This is a genomic window from Thauera aminoaromatica (genome assembly GCF_000021765.1).
Lineage (GTDB): Bacteria > Pseudomonadota > Gammaproteobacteria > Burkholderiales > Rhodocyclaceae > Thauera > Thauera aminoaromatica.
The window spans coordinates 4,113,929-4,132,235 of sequence record NC_011662.2 but is presented as its reverse complement, the minus strand read 5'-3'; the positions used below and the strand labels follow the sequence as shown (position 1 = coordinate 4,132,235).

Annotated in this window: 19 protein-coding genes and 1 riboswitch; of the genes, 11 read left to right on the top strand and 8 right to left on the bottom strand. The window is 71.0% G+C overall.

The features are described from left to right. Positions 1–50: 50 nt before the first annotated feature. From TMZ1T_RS18245 to cobU, 4 genes are read right to left on the bottom strand one after another with little or no spacing between them, the layout of a single operon-like run. On the bottom strand, positions 51–830 hold the full coding sequence (locus tag TMZ1T_RS18245; RefSeq protein WP_012586114.1) for an adenosylcobinamide-GDP ribazoletransferase: 780 nt from the start codon (positions 828–830) through the stop codon (positions 51–53). Next, a complete protein-coding gene (gene cobT / locus TMZ1T_RS18240) occupies positions 830–1,891 on the bottom strand; it encodes a nicotinate-nucleotide--dimethylbenzimidazole phosphoribosyltransferase (protein ID WP_004306936.1) in 1,062 nt (353 codons plus the stop codon). Before cobT ends, TMZ1T_RS18245 begins: the two co-directional genes overlap by 1 nt. Further along, the gene (locus TMZ1T_RS18235) at positions 1,888–2,517 is read right to left on the bottom strand and encodes a Uma2 family endonuclease (RefSeq protein WP_012586113.1); all 630 of its coding nucleotides are present in this window, start codon (positions 2,515–2,517) and stop codon (positions 1,888–1,890) included. The genes cobT and TMZ1T_RS18235 overlap by 4 nt, the downstream gene beginning before the upstream one ends. 35 nt (positions 2,518–2,552) lie before the next feature. Next, positions 2,553–3,101, bottom strand: a complete 549-nt coding sequence (gene cobU, locus TMZ1T_RS18230) for a bifunctional adenosylcobinamide kinase/adenosylcobinamide-phosphate guanylyltransferase (RefSeq protein ID WP_004306939.1) — start codon at positions 3,099–3,101, stop codon at positions 2,553–2,555. Between the two features lie 93 nt (positions 3,102–3,194). Further along, positions 3,195–3,429: riboswitch (cobalamin riboswitch) on the top strand. Positions 3,430–3,564: 135 nt separating this feature from the next. Here cobU and TMZ1T_RS18225 point away from each other — a divergent pair. The 8 genes from TMZ1T_RS18225 to TMZ1T_RS18190 all read left to right on the top strand — a co-directional run bounded on the left by TMZ1T_RS18225 (position 3,565) and on the right by TMZ1T_RS18190 (position 10,601). Further along, positions 3,565–5,403, top strand: coding sequence for a TonB-dependent receptor domain-containing protein (locus tag TMZ1T_RS18225; protein ID WP_012586112.1), 1,839 nt, complete (start codon positions 3,565–3,567; stop codon positions 5,401–5,403). Between the two features lie 51 nt (positions 5,404–5,454). Next, positions 5,455–6,441: a FecCD family ABC transporter permease gene (locus TMZ1T_RS18220; RefSeq protein WP_041589697.1), complete on the top strand. Its 987-nt coding sequence runs from the start codon at positions 5,455–5,457 to the stop codon at positions 6,439–6,441. Continuing rightward, positions 6,438–7,247 (top strand): ABC transporter ATP-binding protein, encoded by an 810-nt coding sequence (locus tag TMZ1T_RS18215; protein WP_012586110.1) that lies wholly within the window; start codon positions 6,438–6,440, stop codon positions 7,245–7,247. The genes TMZ1T_RS18220 and TMZ1T_RS18215 overlap by 4 nt, the downstream gene beginning before the upstream one ends. 108 nt (positions 7,248–7,355) lie before the next feature. Next, positions 7,356–7,592 (top strand): helix-turn-helix domain-containing protein, encoded by a 237-nt coding sequence (locus TMZ1T_RS18210; RefSeq protein ID WP_012586109.1) that lies wholly within the window; start codon positions 7,356–7,358, stop codon positions 7,590–7,592. A gap of 66 nt (positions 7,593–7,658) precedes the next feature. After that, a complete protein-coding gene (locus TMZ1T_RS18205) occupies positions 7,659–7,817 on the top strand; it encodes a hypothetical protein (RefSeq protein WP_187283012.1) in 159 nt (52 codons plus the stop codon). Then, positions 7,814–8,422, top strand: a complete 609-nt coding sequence (gene cobO / locus TMZ1T_RS18200; RefSeq protein ID WP_004306950.1) for a cob(I)yrinic acid a,c-diamide adenosyltransferase — start codon at positions 7,814–7,816, stop codon at positions 8,420–8,422. The genes TMZ1T_RS18205 and cobO overlap by 4 nt, the downstream gene beginning before the upstream one ends. A gap of 2 nt (positions 8,423–8,424) precedes the next feature. Further along, on the top strand, positions 8,425–9,273 hold the full coding sequence (gene cobA, locus TMZ1T_RS18195) for a uroporphyrinogen-III C-methyltransferase (protein ID WP_004306952.1): 849 nt from the start codon (positions 8,425–8,427) through the stop codon (positions 9,271–9,273). Between the two features lie 14 nt (positions 9,274–9,287). Continuing rightward, positions 9,288–10,601 carry a cobyrinate a,c-diamide synthase gene (locus TMZ1T_RS18190; protein WP_012586108.1) on the top strand — a complete coding sequence of 438 codons (1,314 nt, stop codon included), beginning with the start codon at positions 9,288–9,290 and terminating at the stop codon, positions 10,599–10,601. Positions 10,602–11,040: 439 nt separating this feature from the next. On the opposite strand, the gene TMZ1T_RS18185 is transcribed toward TMZ1T_RS18190, so the two are convergent. Then, positions 11,041–11,952: a LysR family transcriptional regulator ArgP gene (locus TMZ1T_RS18185; RefSeq protein ID WP_012586107.1), complete on the bottom strand. Its 912-nt coding sequence runs from the start codon at positions 11,950–11,952 to the stop codon at positions 11,041–11,043. Positions 11,953–12,130: 178 nt separating this feature from the next. On the opposite strand from TMZ1T_RS18185, the gene TMZ1T_RS18180 reads away from it, so the two are divergent. The 3 genes from TMZ1T_RS18180 (at position 12,131) to TMZ1T_RS18170 (ending at position 14,481) form a co-directional block, all read left to right on the top strand. Then, a complete protein-coding gene (locus TMZ1T_RS18180) occupies positions 12,131–12,736 on the top strand; it encodes a LysE/ArgO family amino acid transporter (protein WP_012586106.1) in 606 nt (201 codons plus the stop codon). Positions 12,737–12,969: 233 nt separating this feature from the next. Then, positions 12,970–13,860, top strand: coding sequence for an archaetidylserine decarboxylase (gene asd / locus TMZ1T_RS18175; protein ID WP_012586105.1), 891 nt, complete (start codon positions 12,970–12,972; stop codon positions 13,858–13,860). Positions 13,861–14,046: 186 nt separating this feature from the next. Continuing rightward, a complete protein-coding gene (locus tag TMZ1T_RS18170) occupies positions 14,047–14,481 on the top strand; it encodes a CBS domain-containing protein (RefSeq protein ID WP_004306963.1) in 435 nt (144 codons plus the stop codon). Positions 14,482–14,633: 152 nt separating this feature from the next. Here the strand turns inward: TMZ1T_RS18170 and TMZ1T_RS18165 are convergent, their stop codons facing one another. The 3 genes from TMZ1T_RS18165 to TMZ1T_RS21735 form a co-directional block, all read right to left on the bottom strand. Next, on the bottom strand, positions 14,634–15,932 hold the full coding sequence (locus tag TMZ1T_RS18165) for an acetyl-CoA hydrolase/transferase family protein (RefSeq protein WP_004306966.1): 1,299 nt from the start codon (positions 15,930–15,932) through the stop codon (positions 14,634–14,636). An 88-nt stretch (positions 15,933–16,020) separates the two neighbouring features. Continuing rightward, entirely contained in the window at positions 16,021–17,007 is a 987-nt protein-coding gene (cobJ, locus tag TMZ1T_RS18160) for a precorrin-3B C(17)-methyltransferase (protein ID WP_012586104.1), read from the bottom strand. Positions 17,008–17,090: 83 nt separating this feature from the next. Beyond that, on the bottom strand, positions 17,091–18,296 hold the full coding sequence (locus tag TMZ1T_RS21735; RefSeq protein WP_012586103.1) for a cobalt-precorrin 5A hydrolase: 1,206 nt from the start codon (positions 18,294–18,296) through the stop codon (positions 17,091–17,093). Positions 18,297–18,307 lie beyond the last annotated feature (11 nt).

Below are 18,307 nucleotides of genomic sequence, written 5' to 3'. Positions count from 1 at the left end.
CTGGGTCAAGATCCGTCCAGGCCGCATGGGGACCGCACGGCGGTGCAGGCTCAGCTCGCCAGCCGCGATGCGGCGAGCAGGGCGAGGTAGATGGCGAGCTCGCTCGCCTGCTGGGTGGCGCCGAGCAGGTCGCCGGTGTAGCCGCCGAGCCGGCGCTGGAAGAGGCGCGCGCTCCACGTCGTCACCGCAGCGGCGGCGAGCAGGGCGCAGAGCGCGGCGGCGGGTGGCAGCAGCAGCAGGGGTAGCAGGCCGCTGGCGACGGCCAGCGCGAGCCCGGCCGGTGCCAGCGGGCGCGCGACGGCGACCGACTTGGCCGAATCGTCGGCGCGTACGTAGGGCAGGCGGTGCAGCACCACGGTGGCGGCCAGGCGCGACAGCGGATGGGCGACGAGCAGGGCGAGCGCCACGCCCGCCCCTTGCACCGCCGGGCTGGCCAGCTCCACCAGCGCCGCCGCCTTGGCGAGCAGCATCAGCACCATGCCGATGGTGCCGTAGCTGCCGATCCGCGAGTCCTTCATGATCGCCAGGATCTGTGCCTTGTCCCAGCCGCCGCCGAGGCCGTCGCAACTGTCGGCGAAGCCGTCCTCGTGGAAGGCGCCGGTGAGGCGGATGGTGAGCGCCATCGACAGGACGACCGCCACGGCGGGCGGCAGCAGCCAGGCGAGGGCGAGGTAGCCGAGCGCGCCTGCGCCGCCCACCACCCAGCCCACGAGTGCGAAGTAGCGCGCCGCATGGTGCATGCGCTCGGACGACCACGGCACCCAGGCGGGCACCGGGAGGCGGGTGAAGAAGCCGAGCGCGGTGAAGAAGAGTTCGAGCTGGTCGCGCATCAGCCCGGGCTGCGGCCCTGGTCGCTGACCCCGGCGGACTCGAAGCTCGCCATCTCGTTGATGAAATTCACAGCCGCCTGCACGAGCGGGAAGGCGAGTGCCGCGCCGGTGCCTTCGCCCAGGCGGAGGTCGAGCTCCATCAGCGGTTCGGCCTGCAGGAAGTCGAGCTGCACGCGGTGGCCGGGCTCCTGCGAGCGATGCGCGAAGACGCAGCACGACAGCACCGCGGGTGCCAGGGCGTGGGCGACGAGCACGGCCGAGGTGACGATGAAGCCGTCGACCAGCACCAGCATGCGGCGCTCGGCGGCGCCGAGGATGGCGCCCGCCATCATGGCGATCTCGAGGCCGCCATACTGCACCAGCACCTCCAGCGGGTCGTGTGGTCGACCACCGCGCTGCAGCGCCTGGGCGAGCATGCTGCGCTTGCGGAACAGGCCGGGGTCGTCCAGGCCGGTGCCGCGGCCGGTGACGGTATAGAGCTCGGCGTCGTGCTCGGCGCCCACCAGACAGTGGGTGAGCAGCGAGGCCGACGCGGTGTTGCCGATACCCATCTCGCCCAAGCCGATGCAGTTGCAGCCGTTGTCGGCGAGCGCATGGGCGACGCCGCGCCCGCGCTCGAGCGCTGCGTCGCGCTGCGCGGCGCTCATGGCCGGCTCTTCGATGTAGTTGGCCGTGCCGGGCGCGATCTTGGCGTCGATCAGCCCCGGGCGCTTGCCGAAGTCGTGGTTGACGCCGGCATCGACCACGGTGAGATCCAGCCCGAGCTGGCGGGTGAATACGTTGATCGCCGCGCCGCCGGCGAGGAAGTTCTCCACCATCTGCCAGGTCACGTCCTGCGGGTAGGCGGACACGCCGGCACGCGCCGCGCCGTGGTCGCCGGCGAAGACGACGATGTGCGGCTGGCGCAGTTCGGGTTCCAGGGTCTGCTGCAGCAGCGCGATCTGGTGCGCGAGCGCCTCCAGGCGGCCGAGCGCGCCGCGCGGCTTGGTCTTGCGGTCGATCTTGTGCTGGATCGCGGCGGAGAGCAGCGGGTCGGGCGAGGCGATGGCGTAGGGCTTCATGCGGCAGGTGGCGGGGGTGGTGTGGAGGGAGGGGGGATGGGCGCCGGGTCGGAGGCGTCCGCGTCCGGCAGGTCGCGATAGAGGTCGGCGAGCGCGAGCTCGAAGTCGAAGGCGGGCAGGGCGAGGCGGGCCGTTTCTCCGCTCGCCTCGCTCAGCACCCAGCGCCCGTCCTCGCCGCGGGTGAAGCACTCGACGTGGGCACGGTCCTGCGACAGGAAGAGCACGGTTTTCAGCCCCGCAAAGCGGCGATAGGCGGCGAACTTGTCGCCGCGGTCATAGGCCTCGGTCGAGGGCGACAGCACCTCGGCGATGAGGATAGGGTCTTCCTTGACCTGGCGGCGGGCGCGGTCGGCGTCGGTGCAGGTGACGAAGACGTCGGGGTAGAAGAGGTCGTCCGATTCGGCCAGGCGCAGACGGACGTCGGACATGAAGACGTTGCAGCGCGTGTGCTGCAGCCCGATCCGCAAAGCCATGTACATGTTTCCGGTCACGACGTTATGCACGTCCGCCCCCCCCGCCATCATGAAGGCCTCGCCGTTGAAGAACTCCCAGCGCTCGGGCTGCTCCGCCTCCCAGGCCAGGAAGTCTTCCAGCGTCATCTTGTGCTTCTGTGCAGGCAGCCCCACAGCCCTCTCCCGGAAAGTGTGCTTCGCCCCGAAGTTTAGCCTTCCTTCAGCACCAGCGGCAGGCCGGCGGCGACGAAGACAACCCGGCGGCATGCGCTCGCCACCATCTGGTTGAGCCGTCCGGCCTCGTCGCGGAACAGCCGTCCGAGCGGCGTCTCCGGCACCAGACCGAGCCCCACCTCGTTGGCGACGAGGACGATGCGGCCGGGCAGCGTCGGCAGCACGGCGAGCAGCGCGTCGCGCTCGTGGCGGAAGCGCGGCAGGTCTTCGGCCGTGGCGCCTGCGGGAAGGGTGTGGGCGTCGGCGAGCAGGTTGGAGAGCCACAGCGTGAGGCAGTCGACGATCAGGCAGCGCTCGGCCGCGGCCTCGCGTCGCAATGTATCGGCGAGCGCCAGCGGCGCCTCGACCGTGCGCCAGCCCGCCGGCCGGTCGGCCTGGTGACGGCGGATGCGCGCCGCCATCTCCTCGTCGAGGGCCTCGGCGGTGGCGATCACCGTCACCGCCAGGCCGGTTTCGACAGCACGCCGTTCGGCTTCGCGGCTCTTGCCGGAGCGGGCGCCGCCGAGGATGAGTTCGCAGGTCATGGTCTTTGCGGGTCCTGCATGGAGGATTCGTCGTCGTTTTTTTGCAGTGCACGATACCGGGCCGTACGGTATCATCCGCCCCCACTGCCCCGGAAGGGGCAACGCGTTATCGGTGCCCACGGGCGTTTCTCGCCCCGGGTTAAACGGGAAACAGGTGCGCGGCCCCTCGCAAACGAGGCCGCAATGCCTGTGCTGCCCCCGCAACGGTAAGTGCGCGCAAGGTGCGTCATGCAGCCACTGGGCATCCATGCCCGGGAAGGCGACCCACCCGTCCGGCCCCGCCGGCACAGCGCACGAGCCCGGAGACCGGCCGGAACGCGGATTGGCGGATGTGCCGCGGGGTGGCGGCGACGGGCGCGGTGGGTTCTCCTGCTCTCTTCGGTTCTACCTGGCTCGCGGTGCGTCCATGTGAGGTTGCCATGGCGTGCGGGGACGCACGGTGTGGCGAAGGGAGTTCAAACCAATGAAGATCCGTGTTTCCGCGCTCGCCTCGGCATGCGCGCTCGCCTGTTTCCTCGCACCGGCCGCTCATGCGGCCGATGCCCAGCTCGGCCACGTCGTCGTGACCGCCACTCGCCAGCCGATCAGTGCCGATGCGGCCCTGGCCAGCGTGGATGTCATCGAGCGCGACGAAATCGCCCGCGCGGGGCATTCGAGCCTGCTGGGCCTGCTCTCCTCGCGGCCGGGCGTGCAGATGGCACGCAATGGCGGTCCTGGTTCGAGCGGCAGCATCTTCATCCGCGGGGCGAACTCCGGACACACGCTGGTGCTGGTCGATGGGGTGCGCATGGGCTCCGCCACCAGCGGCTCTCCGGTGCTGGAGACGATCCCGCTCGAACTCATCGAGCGTATCGAGATCCTGCGCGGCCCCGGAAGTGCGCTGTACGGCGCGGATGCGCTCGGTGGCGTGATCCAGGTGTTCACCCGCAAGGGGCGCGAGGGCTTCCAGCCCTCCGTGCGCGTCGGGGCCGGCACGGACGGCGCGCGCGAGGCGAGCGCCACGCTCGCGGGTGGAAACGAGCGTCTGCGCTACAGCCTGACCGCCGGTCACGAGCGCAGCGACGGCTTCAACGCAAGGCCGAATTCGGCGACCGCCGCGGATGCCGACGACGACGGCTTCCGCGAGGATTATCTGGGCGCGTCGCTGGTGCTGGACCTGGGCGGCAATGACGAGCTCGGCGCCAACCTGCTGTATTCCGACATGCGCAACTGGTACGACGCGGCACAGCCTTTCGACTCCTACCTCGACAAGCGTGCCGAGACCTTCGGCGCGTATCTGCGCAAGCAGCATTCCGCCGACTGGGCCAGCACCCTGCGCTTCGGTCACGGGGTGGATGCCCTCGACAACCAGTCGAACGCGAGCACGCGTTCCCGCTTCGATACCACGCAGCGCCAGTTGAGCTGGCAGCACGACGTCGCCGTAGGTGGCGGCTCGCTGATGGCGGCGTACGAGTTTCTGCAGCAGCGCGTGAAGACCACCTCCGACTTCGAGAAGACGCGTCGCCACATCAACGCCTTCCTGCTCGGCTGGGGTGGTGAATTCGACCGCCACAACGTCCAGCTCAATGCGCGCCACGACCGCAACTCGCAGTTCGGTGGCAAGACCACCGGCGCCGCGGCCTACGGCTATCGGCTTGCGCCCGAGTGGCGCGCCCATGCCAGCATCGGCACGGCGTTCAAGGCGCCGACCTTCAACGATCTGTACTTCCCGGTGGAGTGCTACGGTGCCTGGGGCTGCTTCGGCGGCAATCCGGACCTGGAGCCCGAGGAGGCGCTCAACCGTGAGCTGGGCGTGGCCTGGGAGCGCAACGGGGTCGGTGTCGACCTGACCTATTTCAACAACCGCATCAAGAACCTCATCGACTGGAGCACCGGCATCGCCTCCAATGTGGGCAGGGCCGACATCCAGGGGATCGAGGCGGCGCTGTCCGCGACCCTGGGCGACTACCGGCTGCGCGCCAGCGTCGACCTGCTCGACGCGGAGGATGACGAGACCGGCGATCAGCTCGGCCGCCGCGCGCGCGTCGGCGGGGCGCTCGCGCTGGAGCGTGCGGTGGGCGCGTGGACCTGGGGTGTGGAGTGGAACGGCAAGGGGCGGCGCTATGATCAGGTGCCGAACGCGGTGTCCAATCGCCTCGGCGGCTACGGTCTGGTCGATGCCTACGCGCACTACGCCGTGGCGCGCGACTGGAGCGTCGAAGTTCGTGCCAACAATCTACTCGACAAGGACCATGAGCTTGCGAAGGGGTTCGCAACACAGGGCAGGAGTGCCTTCGTCGCGCTGCGCTACGCGATGCACTGACCGGCGATGCCCGCCGTCGCCCTGCGTGGGGAGTCGCGCTTGAGTCCGGCCATGCGCCGCAGGCGGGCGCCGCTGGCGATCGCTGCGGTACTGCTGTCCGCGGCGGCCATGGCCTTGCTGTGGGCGCTGGTCGCCGGCGACCTGCCGGTTGCGGCGACCGATGTCTTCGCCGCGCTGGCCGGCGCGGAGGGCATGGGGGCGACCGTCATCCGCGAACTTCGCCTCCCCCGCGCCCTCGCCGCCTTCGCCTGCGGCGGCCTGCTCGCCACCGCGGGTGCGCTGATGCAGGTGCTGCTGCGCAACCCGCTCGCCGACCCCTACATCCTGGGCATCTCGGGCGGGGCGGCGGTGGGGGCGCTGGGGGCGATGATGCTCGGGGCGGCGCTGTTCTGGGTGGATGTGTCGGCCTTCGCCGGGGCGCTGGCGGCGATGCTGCTCGTCTTCGGGCTCGCCCATGGCGACGGCAGCTGGACGCAGACGCGGCTGCTGCTCACCGGCGTCATCGTCGCCGCCGGCTGCGGCGCGGCGGTGTCGCTGATGCTGGCGCTCGCGCCCGACACGCGGGTGATGTCGATGCTGTTCTGGATGATGGGCGACGCCAGCGCGGCGGCGCGGCCGTGGCCGGCGCTGGCGGTGCTGGCGCTGGCGCTGGTCGCGGTGATGCCCTACGCGCGCGACCTCAACGTGCTCGCGCGTGGCGAGCTCAGCGCGCGCGCGCTGGGCGTGCGCGTCGGCCACCTGCGCGTCGCGCTCTATGTGCTCGCCTCGCTGCTCACCGCCACCGCGGTCACGCTCGTGGGCTCGGTGGGCTTCGTCGGCCTGGTGGTGCCGCACCTGGTGCGGCTGGCGCTGGGCAACGACCAGCGCGTGCTGATCCCCGCGGCGGCGCTCGCCGGCGGCACCCTGCTGACCCTGGCCGACACCGCGGCGCGCACCGTGATGGCGCCGCAGCAGCTGCCGGTGGGCGTGCTCACCGCGCTGATCGGCGTGCCGGTCTTCCTCTTCCTGCTCTCGCGCAACCCGCGCGGCACGCCATGAACGCCGCCCGCCGCGCCTTGCCCGTGGATGACGCCCCCTTGCTCGAGGCCGAGCGCCTCGCGCTCGAGGTGGGCGAGCGCTGGCTGTGCTGCGAGTTCAGCCTGAGCCTGGCGGCGGGCGAGTGCCTGGTGCTGCTCGGCCCCAACGGCGCGGGCAAGACCACGCTGTTGCACACCCTGGCCGGACTGCGCGAGCCCACGGTGGGCGAGGTGCGCATCGGCGGCCTGCCCTATGCGGCCTGGCCGGCGCTGGAGGCGGCGCGGTTCCGCGGCCTGCTCGCGCAGCAGCAGCCCGACCCCTTCGCGGCGAGCGTGCTCGAGACCGTGCTGGTCGGCCGCCACCCGCACCTGGGGCGTTGGGGCTGGGAGGGGCCGCAGGACGTGGCGATCGCGCGCGCGGCGCTGGAGTCGGTCGGGCTGGCCGGCTTCGAGCAGCGCGACGTGCAGACGCTTTCGGGCGGCGAGCGCCAGCGCGTGGGCATCGCCACCCTGCTCGCGCAGGCGCCGCGCCTGTTCCTGCTCGACGAGCCGCTCAACCACCTCGACCTGCACCACCAGATCGCCGCGCTCGAGCTCTTCCAGCGCCTGCTGCGCGAGCAGGGTACCGCGCGCGGGAGCGTGCTGGTGCTGCACGACATCAACCTCGCCGCACGCTACGCCGACCACATCATCCTGCTCGACGGCCGTGGCGGCGTGATCGCCGGCGACCGCGACGCCGTGCTGCGCGCCGACCTGCTCGGCCAGGCCTTCGGCCACCCGCTGCGCCGGATCGAGCATGAGGGGAGGGTGGTGTTCCTGCCGGACTGAGCGGGCGTGTCCGGAGCGCGTGCCGGGCTCGATATCGGCATTGGCGATTTCTTGCGTTTATCGAGAAAGGCGATATCCTGGATTTATCGGGATCATCGATACGACACCATGCCCAGGCTTTACTCTCCGGAACAGGCCGCCGAGCTGCTCGTCGGCCGGCGCAAGGCGCTCGGCTTGTCGCAGGCCGAGGTCGCGGCCCGGCTCGGCATCAGTCAGAACCGGCTCTCCGAACTCGAGACGCGCCCCGAGCGCCTCACCTTCGACCGCCTGCTTGCGCTCGCTGGCGTGCTCGGGCTCGAGCTGACCCTCGGCGACCGCAAGCCCGCCGAGGTGGAGCGTGAATGATAGCCGCGGGCCGCCGCACGCAGGCACTTCAACGCGATGGCGCACAAGTGCGGCCTCGGGACCGACATGGAGGATGTCGTCGAGGCGGTGCTGGCGCAGCTCGACGGGCTTGCGGCCGGGCTGACGGCAGCCTTCCCCGAGGATGTCTTCACCACGATCGCCGCTGGCATGCGTGCCAGCGCGCGCCGACTTCACAACGAAAACAGGACGACAGGCCCGACATGACCCAGACCCCCGACCGCGACACCCGCCACAACGCCCGCATGGCACGCAAGAAGGACGTCGTCGATGAAAAGATCGCCGCCGCGCAGGCCGAGCGCGGCGTGCTGCTGGTCAACACCGGCAATGGCAAGGGCAAGTCGAGCGCGGGCTTCGGCCTGGTGGCGCGCGCGCTCGGGCACGGCATGCAGGTCGGCGTGGTGCAGTTCATCAAGGGGCGCTCGGACACCGGCGAGGAGGCCTTCTTCCGTACCCAGCCCGGCGTGCGCTGGCACGTGATGGGCGAGGGCTTCACCTGGGAGACCCAGGATCGTGCCCGCGACGTCGCGTCGGCCGAAGCCGCCTGGGCGCTGGCACGCGAAATGCTTCAGAATCCCGAAGTCGGCCTCGTGGTGCTGGACGAGCTCAATATCGCGCTCAAGTACCAGTATCTCGACGTGGAGCGGGTGCTCGCCGACCTGCGCGCCCGGCCGCCGATGCAGCATGTGGTGGTCACCGGCCGCGGGGCGCCGCCCGCGCTGGTCGAGGCTGCCGACACCGTCACCGACATGACGCCGGTCAAGCACGCCTTCGCCGCGGGGGTGAAGGCGATGCCCGGCATGGAGTGGTAAGAATGGCAGTTCCCGATCTCGCGGTTCATCGTCCCGGCCCGCTGCCGGGCTGGGTCTATCTGGTGGGCGCCGGCCCGGGCGACCCGGAGCTGTTCACGCTGCGCGGCGCGCGCCTGGTGGCGGGCGCGGACGTCATCGTCTACGACAACCTCGTCGCGCCGCCCATCCTGGATCTGGCGCCGGTCGAGGCCGAGCGCATCTACGTCGGCAAGAAGGCGGCCGACCACTCGCTGCCTCAGGACGAGATCAACCAGCTGCTGCTCGAGCTGGCGCGGCGGAACAAGCGCGTGGTGCGGCTCAAGGGCGGCGACCCCTTCATCTTCGGTCGTGGCGGCGAGGAGATGGAGCTGCTGGTCGAGGCCGGCATCCACGTCGAGGTGGTGCCGGGCGTGACCGCGGCGGCGGGTGTCTCCGCCTACGCGGGGATCCCGCTCACTCATCGCGAGCACGCGCAGTCGGTGGTGTTCGCCACCGGCTTCCTCAAGGAAGGCAAGGTCGACCTCGACTGGCCGATGCTGGCACGTCCGCATCAGACGGTGGTGATCTACATGGGCATCTCGCGCCTGGCCGACATCTGCGCCCAGCTCGTCGCCCACGGCCTGCCGCCGACCACGCCTGCGGGGGTGATCGAGCGCGGCACCACCCATGCGCAGCGCGTGGTGGTGGCCGACCTCGCCACCCTGGCGCAGCGCGTGCTGGACGAAGGCGTGCGTCCCCCCTCGCTGACCGTTGTCGGCAGCGTCGTCGGCCTGTACCCCAGGCTGGCCTGGTTCGAGCCGCAGGAGCAGCCCAAGGCCTCGCCGCTGCCGCACGCCGGCTGTGCGGTGGTGCACGGAAAGGGTGGCGAGTGAGCGTGGCGGACGCGATGCCGGAAACGGTCGACCCGGGTGCGGCCTCGTGCCCGGCACTCTTCGTCGCCGCACCCGCCTCCGGCCAGGGCAAGACCACCGTCACCGCGGCGCTCGCGCGCCTGCACACGCGGCTGGGACGGCGGGTGCGGGTGTTCAAGTGCGGGCCGGACTTCCTCGACCCGCAGATCCACGCGGTGGCGAGCGGCGCGCCGGTGCATAACGTCGACCTGGGGATGTGCGGCGAGGCGGACATCGCCAGGCGGCTGCACGCCGCGGCGCGCGAGGCCGACCTGATCCTGGTCGAAGGTGTGATGGGCCTCTACGACGGCGCGCCCTCGGGCGCCGACATCGCACGCCGCTTCGGCATCCCGGTGATGGCGGTGATCGACGCACGCGCGATGGCGCAGACCTTCGGCGCGGTGGCTTACGGGTTGGCGCATTACCAGCCCGGGTTGCCCTTTGCCGGGGTGCTCGCCAACCACGTTGGCAGCGCGCGCCACGCCGACATGCTGCGCGAGTCGCTGCCGGCGGGCATGCGCTGGTTCGGTGCGGTGATGCGCGATGTGGATGCGGCGCTGCCCGAGCGTCATCTCGGTCTGCTGCAGGCGGCGGAGATCGACGACCTCGGTGCGCGTCTCGACCGCCTCGCCGATCATCTCGAGCGCACCGGCGCCGCGGAGCTGCCGCCGACGGTGGCGTTTCCCGTCGTGGCAGTGGCGGAGATTCCGCCACTGCTCGCCGGCAAGCGGATCGCGATCGCGCACGACGCCGCTTACGGCTTCCTCTACCCGGCCAATGTCGACACCCTGCGCGCGCTGGGTGCGGAGCTCGCCTTCTTCTCGCCGCTCGCCGGCGAGGGCTTGCCGGCACAGTGCGACGCCGTCTGGCTGCCGGGCGGCTACCCCGAGCTGCACGGCGCCGCGCTGGCCGCCAACGCCGGGTTGTGGGTCGGGCTGCGAGCGCATGTGGCCGCCGGCAAGCCGGTGCTCGCCGAGTGCGGAGGCCTGATGAGCCTGCTCGATGCCATCGTCGACAAGGTTGGGGTGGAGCACGGGTTCGCCGGCCTGCTGCCCGGCCGGGCGGTGATGCAGAAAAGGCTCGCCGCGCTCGGCATGCAGGAAGTCGATCTGCCCGGCGGTCGGCTCACCGGCCACACCTTTCATTATTCGCGCACGGAGACCCCGCTGGAGCCCTGGCTGCGCGCGTGCCGCCCCGACGGCGGCGAGGGCGAGGCGATCTACCGTCGCGGCCCGATCACCGCCTCGTACGTGCATTTCTGGTTCCCGTCGAATCCGGTGGCGGTGGCGGGGCTGTTCGGCGGAGGATGACCCGTCTGCCATCGGGTCCGTGGCGAAATTGCGCCTCGACCCGATGTGTCGCCGATCGCGACTGGCGTCGCTCCCACGGGAGACATCGCGGCGCATCGAGGGGCCGTAGGAGCGACGCGAGTCGCGATCGGCGCGTCGGTTCGCGCCGCGCTCATCTCGCCACCGCAATCGCGACTGGCGTCGCTCCCACGGGAGACATCGCGGCGCATCGGGGGCCGTAGGAGCGACGCGAGTCGCGATCGGCGCGTCGGTCCGCGCCGCGCTCGCCTCGCCACCGCAATCGCGACTGGCGTCGCGCCCACGGGAGGCATCGCGGCGCATCAGGGGCCGTAGGAGCGACGCGAGTCGCGATCGGCGCGTCGGTCCGCGCCGCGCTCATCTCGCCACCGCAATCGCGACTGGCGTCGCTCCCACGGGAGGCATCGGTCTCATTAGGCCTTCAGCCCGGCCCGGCTGGATCGCGCCGCTCACCCCCGAGTGCCCGCCCTGCAGCATCTCCGATCGCCTGCGCCAGCCTCGCCATCACCGGAGACTGTACCTGCCAGTGGTGCCAGTACAGGACCACCTCTTCGCGCTCGGGTGCCAGGTCGACCAGCTCGCCGCGCGCAAGGTGCGCACGTGCCTGGATCTCGGGGACGAATCCATAGCCCAGGCCGGCGAGCGCGAAGGCCATGAAGCCCTCGGACGAGGGCACGACGTGGTGTGGATAGCGCCGCGAATCCAGCCCGAAGTGGCGCAGCAGGAAGGCCTCGTGCATGTCGTCGTGGTGGCCGAAGACGATCGCCGGCGCGCGCGCCAGCGCCGCCGGGGTGAGACCCTGCGGGAACCAGCGCGCGCGGAAGTCGGGCGAGCCGGCGCACAGATAGGGCATGGCCCCGAGGCGTACGGCGGCGCAGCCGCGCATCGGATCGGCGCGGGTGGACACGCAACCCAGCACCTCGCCGTCGGCGAGCAGCGCGTGGGTGTGGTCCTGGTCGTCGACCACGCAGTCGAGCACGATGCCCTCGTCGCGGACCACCTCGGCGACCGCGCCGATGAACCAGGTGGCGAGCGAATCGGCGTTGACGCCCACTGCGAGACGCAGCGGCCCGTCCACCTCGCGTGGCGACAGCGCGCGTCGCGCCTCCGCCTCCATCAGGCGCAGCTGTGCAAGGTAGGGCAGCAGCCTGCGCCCGGCCGGCGTGGGCCGCACCGGCTTGCTGCGCACCAGCAGAACCTGGCCGAGCTCGGCCTCGAGCAGCTTGACCCGCTGCGACACCGCGGACTGGGTCAGCGCCAGCCGGCGCGCCGCGCGCTCGAATCCGCCCTCCTGCAGCACCGCCTCGAAGGCCAGCAAGCGATGATCGATCATTAGCGTTATTGCTCGAAAACGAAATAAATCGATCCTACTTAATAAAAGCCTGCCTGGCGCCTATATTCGCGCCTCCCGGCGCTTCTGCAGGTCCGCCTCATGCCGGTTCTTGCCGGAGCGCCCGCAGTCGCGAACAGGGCTGCGGCCACGGCAAAACGAGACGACAACGGAACGCATCATGAGCAACGTCTACCTCAACGGTTTTCTCCTCACCCTCGGCCTGATCATGGCGATCGGGGCGCAGAACGCGCACGTGCTGCGCCAGGGCCTGCGCGGCGAGCACGTGCTGCTGACGATCGGCGTGTCGGCGGCGTGCGACATTCTGTTGATCGGCCTGGGTATCGCCGGCGTGGGCAGCCTGTTCGTCGCCAACCCCGACCTGATGACGGTGGCGCGCTACGGTGGGGCGGCCTTCCTCGCCTGGTACGGCGCGCGCGCGCTACGCTCCGCGCTGCGCGGTGGGCGCGCGCTGGACCTGGCCGAGCACAAGCGCATGTCGCGCGGCCAGGCCCTGCTCGCGGCCGCCGGCTTCAGCCTGCTCAACCCGCATGCCTATCTCGACACCGTGGTGCTGCTCGGTTCGATCGGCAGCCAGCAGGCCGAGGACCTGCGCCCGCTCTTCGCCGTCGGCGCGATCAGCGCCTCGATCGTCTGGTTACTGCTGCTCGGCTACGGCGCCCGCCTGCTCGCGCCGCTGTTCGCCAAGCCGGTGGCGTGGCGTGTGCTCGATGCGCTGGTGGCGCTGATGCTGTGGGCGATCGCGGGCTCGCTGCTGCTGGGGTGAGCGGGCGTGAGCGCCCATTCGCGCCTTGCGGTGCTCCTACGGAAGCGACCGCGTTTCGGGACCCCCTGTAGGAGCGCCCCAAGGCGCGAACACAGCGCCCGGTCGACCGGAGCGCGCATTCCACGCGTCGGTTTCGTCCTGAAACGGATCGTTCGGGGGGCGGAGCGTGTGAACCCGGCCCGCTATAATCGATGCCCTCGCGCATCTCGCGCGCACCGATCAGGATCTCCGCCGTGTCCGAACGCCTCGCCGTCGCCCTCCAGTACGCCCTGCCCAAGCGCCTGCTCACCCAGCTTGCCGGAAAGCTCGCCGGCCTGGAGGGGGGCAAGGCGACGACCGCGGTGATCCGCTGGTTCGCGAAGCGCTACGGGGTGAATATGGCCGAGGCCGCGAACGCCGATCCGGCGAGCTACGCGAGCTTCAACCAGTTCTTCACCCGCCCGCTGCGCGAAGGCGTGCGGCCGATCGCCGATGCGGACTTCGTCTGCCCGGTCGACGGGGCGATCAGTCAGTTCGGGCCGATCGAGTTCGACCAGGTCTTCCAGGCCAAGGGCCACTTCTATTCCACCACGGCGCTCGTGGGCGGCGACCGGGCGCTCGCCGCGCGCTTCGAGAACGGCGACTTCGCCACGATCTACCTGTCGCCGCGCGACTACCACCGCATCCACATGCCCTGCGCCGGGCGGCTGACGCAGATGATCCACGTGCCGGGCGAACTGTTCTCGGTGAATCCCGCCACCGCGCGCGGCGTGCCCGGTCTGTTCGCGCGCAACGAGCGCGTGGTGTGCGTGTTCGAGGGCGAATTCGGCCCCTTCGTGATGGTGCTGGTGGGCGCGACCATCGTGGGCAGCATGGCCACCGTGTGGCACGGCGTGGTCAATCCGCCGCGCCGGCCGGACATCGTCAAGCGCGGCTATGCAGAGGGCGAGGTGGTGCTGGAGAAGGGCGCCGAGATGGGCCGCTTCCTGCTCGGCTCGACGGTGGTGATGCTGTTCCCGCAGGACGTGCTGCGCTTCGGCTCCGACTGGGCGCCGGGCGGCCCGGTGCGGATGGGCGAGCCGATGGCGCGTGCGAAGTCGGGCGCGCCCTCCGATGGTGCGCCAGCACTCGCCGATGCACCGTGATGGTGTCCAGGAATGGCTCCGGCGGGCATTCCCTGGCGTCATCCTGCGGTCACGATGCTGAAAGAATCCCATGCTAGAACAGCGGCTTGGCGTTCCGTCCGGAACGCCCGGCGCCGACCTCCGAAGCTGGCACGATTGAAGCTAGGGATGGGGTGCCGTCCAACAACGAGCATCAGGAGACAGATCATGCCCAGCCGTCCGATCCATCAGATCCTTTCCGATCGTCCCTTCGTCGGCGTGTCGGCCGACACCCCGGTGCGCGAGGTGGTCCGCCAGATGAACGCCCTGCAGCGCAGCGCCGCCCTGGTCACCGAGCACGGCGTGCTCACCGGCATCTTCACCGAGCGCGATGCCGCCTTCGGCGTGCTGGCCGCCGGCCTGGACGCCGACACCACGCCGGTGGGTGCGGTGATGACGCACAACCCGGTGACGCTGACCGAGGACCGCCCCTTTGGTCACGCCCTGCACCTGATGTACGAGAACGGCGTGCGCCACGTGCCGATCGTCGACGCCAACCGCCGCCCGCTCGGTGTCGTCACCGCGCGCGATGCGCTTCAGCTCGATGCGCTCACCTTCGGCGCCGAGCTGGTGCGGCGCGAGGAGATCACGGTCATCCTGTAGGCGCCGTGTTCGCGGCTTGCGCCGCTCCTACAGGGGGCCGGAAACGCGGCGGCTCTTGTAGGAGCGCCGCAAGGCGCGAATGCAGCGGTCGAGATCCACCCACGCGCATCGCCTTGCCGGACCGCCTATCGCGCCTGCCCGCAGCCTCCCCCTCAAAGCAGGTTCATCTTCCGCGCCGCATCGCGCAGTTCGCCACGGAAGTCCGGGTGCGCGATGCCGATCAGTGCCTCGGCGCGCTGTTTCGCGGTCTTGCCGCGCAGCTGCGCCACGCCGTACTCGGTGACCACGTAGTTGATGTCGTTCTTGCTGGTGGTGACGTGGGTGCCCGGCGACAGCACCGGCGCGATGCGCGACACCGTGCCCTTCTTTGCCGTTGACGGCAGCACGATGAAGGCCTTGCCGTCCTTCGAGCGGTTGGCCGCGCGCACGAAATCCGCCTGGCCGCCGGTGCCCGAGTAGGGCAGGTGGCCCAGGCTCTCCGAGCCGCACTGGCCGATCAGGTCGATCTGCATGGTGGCGTTGATCGCGCACAGCTTGTCGTTGCGTGCGGCCAGGTAGGGGTCGTTGGTGAACTCCACCGGGTGCATCTCGATGCCCGGATTGCGGTGCATGGTGCGATACAGGCGCCGCGAGCCGAGCGCGAAGGTGGCGATCGTGCGGCCCGGCATGAAGGTCTTCTTGCGGTTGGTGACCGCGCCGGACTCGATCAGCGACAGGATTCCGTCGCCGAGCATCTCGGTGTGGATGCCGAGCTCGCGCTTGTGCTGCAACTGCACCACCACCGCGTCGGGGATGCCGCCGTAGCCGATCTGCAGTGTGGAGCCGTCGTCGATGAGCTCGGCGACGTACTTGCCGATCGCCTGCTGCACCGGGCCGATCTCGGGCAGGCCGACCTCGAAGAGTTCGTCGTCGCTCTCCACCAGGCCGGCGACCCGGGAGATGTGCACCAGGCAGTCGCCGTTGGCGAAGGGCACGTTCGGATTCACCTCGAGCAGCACGACGCGCGCGCGCCGGATCGCCGCCATGGTGTAGTCGGGCGCGAGCGAGAGGCTGAAGTAGCCGTGCTCGTCCATCGGCGAGGCCAGCGACACCACCACGTCCGCCGGTGACAGGCCGCGCTCGATCAGCATCGGCAGCTCGGAGAAGTAGGCCGGCACGTAGTCCACCCAGCCGGCCTGGCCGCCCGCGCGGTTCGCACCGCCGAAGAAGTAGGCGTCGTGGCGCACGTTCGCGCGCGTTTCCGGGTCGAGATAGGCGAACTTGCGCAGCGGCAGGATCTGGCTCACCGCGACGTCGCGCAGCGCGTGACGGCGCGCGGACAGGGCGTGCAGCAGCGCCGGCGGCTCGCCCACGCCGGTGGGCACGACCACGGTGTCGCCGTCGCGGACCTGGCCGGCGGCGTCGGAGGCGGTCATGCGCTTGCTGTCGTAGAGGGCCTGCAGCTTGGACATCGCGGTTCTCCCGGGCGTGTGGTCTGGCGTCGAAGGAAGCCGATTATACGGGTATTCCATACGGAGTCGTATGGTAAAGGGTGCGCGCTCAAGCAGGTGGGTGGGCGAGGGCGGCGCGGATGTAGTCCTCGGGCAGGCGGTATTCGGCGGCCAGCTCCCGGGCGTTGCGCCCGCTGGCGCGGATCGTCGCCAGCCAGCCGTCGAGCCCGCTCGACAGTGAGCGCCCGGCCTGTTCGCCCGCGCGGGTCGCGCGCTCGCTGCCGTCGACCGCGTACTTGTTGGCGTAGCCGCGCGGGGTCACCATCAACCCGTCGCGCACGAAGGTGTTGGAGTTGCCGATCAGCACCGTGGTCAGCATGCCGATGTCGGCCTCGGCCATGCGCTCGAGGGTGCTGAACTCGATGCGCTGCCTGGGCCGGTAGGCGGACTTGACGATCGCCACCGGCGTGGCCGGGTCGCGATGGCGCAGGAAGATGCGCTGCGCCTCGACGATCTGCCCGGTGCGGCGGCCGCTCTTGGGGTTGTAGAGCGCGACCACGAAGTCAGCATAGGCGGCGGCGTCGAGCCGGCGTGCGATGGCCGGCCAGGGCGTGAGCAGGTCGGACAGCGAGATCGCGCAGAAATCGTGCGTCAGCGGCGCGCCGACGAGCGCGGCGCAGGTGTTGAGGGCCGAGGCGCCGGGCACGATCTCGACCTCGATGTCGCCGGGCTTTCCGCTCGGCGGTGTCCACCCGGCCTGGAAGAGCACCTCGAAGGTCGGGCCCGCCATGCCGTACACCCCGGCGTCGCCCGAGGAGACGAGCGCCACCTTGCGGCCCTGGCGGGCGCGCTCGAGCGCCTCGATGGCGCGGTCGAGCTCCTCGGTCATCGACTTGCGGATGACCTCCTTGCCCTCGAGCAGGTCGGCCACGAGGCGGATGTAGGTGACGTAGCCGATGATCGTGTCGGCCTCGGCGATCGCGGCGCGCGCGCGCTCCGTGAGGTGGGCGTGCGCGCCCGGGCCGAGGCCGACGAGCATGATCTTGCCGGCGGGGGCGGACGTTCCGGGAGGGACGATGGTTTCGGGGGCGTTCATGCGGGAGGGACTCCGGTGCGAAACGCGGCCCGCGAGGGCGCGCGTCGAGCCCCGGCGGTGGTGCCGGGTGCTCGGGGTGGTCGTCAGTTCGGGGCGGGCGAGGAGGCGGGAAGGCGGGCGATGGAGACGGTGGCGTTGCGGCCGTCCGGGCCGCGCAGCTTGTGCTTTTCGACGCGCAGCGCGCCCGGGTCGGTGGCGAGTGCGGTGCCGGCGGCGAGCAAGGCTGCGGCCTCGGAGACCGAGGGCGTGCCGGTGTATCGGCGCACCGTCTCCGACGGGTTGGGCACGTCGACCGCGGCGAGCACGGCCGGTGGGTAGAACCGCAGCGTCCAGCCGGCGGCCGTGGCCGCCTCCAGCAGGCCGGCTTCGTCGGCCTTCAGCGTGATGCTGGCCACGGCGGTGACGTCGATGCGCGACGCACCGATGCGGGCGAGCGCCGCGTCGATCGCTCGCGTGATGGTCGCCGCCGGCGTGCCGCGGTCGCAGCCGAGGCCGAGCGCGAGCTTCTTCGCCGCAGCGATGGGGCGGTAGATCACCCGCTTGCCGGCGAGGCGTGCAGCGTAGCCGGTGGGCAGAGGGCGGTCGCTGATCCACAGCACGGCGCCGAAGTGTTCGGGCTCGACGTCTTCCAGGCGCGCGAAGCGCCGGATGTTCGCCGGCAGCGGGCCGCTGCGGCCGTTGGCGTGGCGCGACCACCAGTCGGTGCTGCCGGTCTCCTGCACCAGCGCCACCGGCTCGTCGTTCACCACCGCGGCGCTGGCGCGCACGATCTCGTCGTGGCTGGCTTCGAAGGTCCAGCCGAGCTCGCGGCCGAGCAGGTCCACCGCCAGCGTCGCGCGCGCGTCCGATGCGGTGGTCAGCACCGGCGTGGCGCCCACCGCCTGCTGCAGCGCGGCGGCGATCGCGTTGGCGCCGCCGAGGTGGCCGGACAGCACCGGGATCGCCCAGCGCCCGGCCTCGTCGAGCACCACCACGCCGGGGTCGGTCTCCTTGTTGCCGAGATGCGGCGCGATCAGGCGCACCACCGCGCCGAGCGACACGATGGCGACGATGCCGTCGAAGCCGGCGAACAGCGCCGGCACCTGGTCGCCCACCTTGCCCTCGTAGCAGGCGAAGGCGCCGGGTGCGGCTGCGGCGGCCTCGGCGGCGAACTTCCGCGGTGCGAACAGCGTGGCGCCGGGCAAGGCGGCGATGACGCGACCGGCGAGCGCGATGCCGTGGCGGGTGATCGCCACCACGGCGATGCGGGTGCAGGGGAAGGGCAGAGGCTGGAGGGGTTGCGAAGGCATCGGGCGGAGCC